This is a genomic window from Frankia sp. CoWAU3, assembly GCF_977971855.1.
In genome coordinates, this window is record NZ_CDWWXB010000027.1 from 1 (window position 1) to 990 (window position 990).

General features: G+C 71.2%; 2 protein-coding genes. One reads left to right on the plus strand and one right to left on the minus strand.

All coding sequences use genetic code 11. The annotated features are described in order from the left end of the window. Window positions 1-172, plus strand: a 172-nt coding sequence (locus AC08ON_RS04720; protein WP_476616528.1) for a D-arabinono-1,4-lactone oxidase, incomplete at its 5' end; no start/stop codon positions are given. Between the two features lie 69 nt (window positions 173-241). Here AC08ON_RS04720 and AC08ON_RS04725 read toward each other — a convergent pair. Beyond that, window positions 242-970 (minus strand): ABC transporter ATP-binding protein, encoded by a 729-nt coding sequence (locus AC08ON_RS04725; protein ID WP_476606552.1) that lies wholly within the window; start codon window positions 968-970, stop codon window positions 242-244. Window positions 971-990: the final 20 nt, after the last annotated feature.

A 990-nucleotide genomic window follows, 5' to 3' on the forward strand; every position in this document is an offset into this window, starting at 1 on the left:
ACTTAGCGCAACGGGCCGTCACACCACGCGACCTTCGCGCAGCCCTGGGCTCTATCCCCGTTTCGACGACTTCCTGGCCGTGCGCGACGCCGCCGACCCGACCGGGGTGTTCGCGAACGCGTATCTCGACCGCATCCTCGGCTCACCGGCCTGCGCCACCAACGCTCGGTGACCCGACCGCGGCACGCCACGGCGGTTTCTCGCTGATGTGGCGACGGGCGGAGCAGCGGTCACGGGCGGTTCAGCCTGCGGTGGTCCGGCCGCCGACGTCCTCCCCGAGGTAGGCCTGCCGGACCCGGTCGTCGGCCAGCAGACTCGCGGCGGTGCCAGCCAGCACGACCTCGCCGGTCTCCAGCACGTAGCCGCGACCCGCGATCCGCAGCGCCGAGGCCGCGTTCTGCTCGACCAGCAGTACCGCGACCCCCTCCCGGTTGATCTCCGCGATCACCTCGAAGATGGTCTGAACGATCATTGGGGCCAGCCCCATCGACGGCTCGTCGAGGAGCATCAGCCGGGGACGGCTCATCAGCGCGCGTCCGATCGCGAGCATCTGCTGCTCGCCGCCGGACAACGTGCCTCCCGGCTGCGCGATCCGCTCGGCCAGCCGGGGGAAGAGCCCGAGCACCCGGCCGAGGTCGGTCCGCACATGCCGGCGGTCGTGGTAGGCGCCCATCAGGAGGTTCTCTCGGACACTCATGCTCGGGAAGATTCGCCGGCCCTCGGGCACGTGGCTCACCCCCCGGCCGACGAGTTCGTGCGCCGGAATTGACGACAATGGGCGACCGTCGAGCCACGCCTGTCCCGCCCGGGGCCGCAGCAGTCCGGAGACCGTCCGCAGCGTGGTTGTCTTGCCGGCGCCGTTGGCCCCGAGCAGGGTGACGATCTCGCCCTCGGCCACCTCCAGGCTGACGCCGCGCAGGGCGGTGACGGCGCCGTAGGCGACCTCGACATTGGCCAGGGTCAGCAGCATCAGCGCAGTTCCTTCCACCC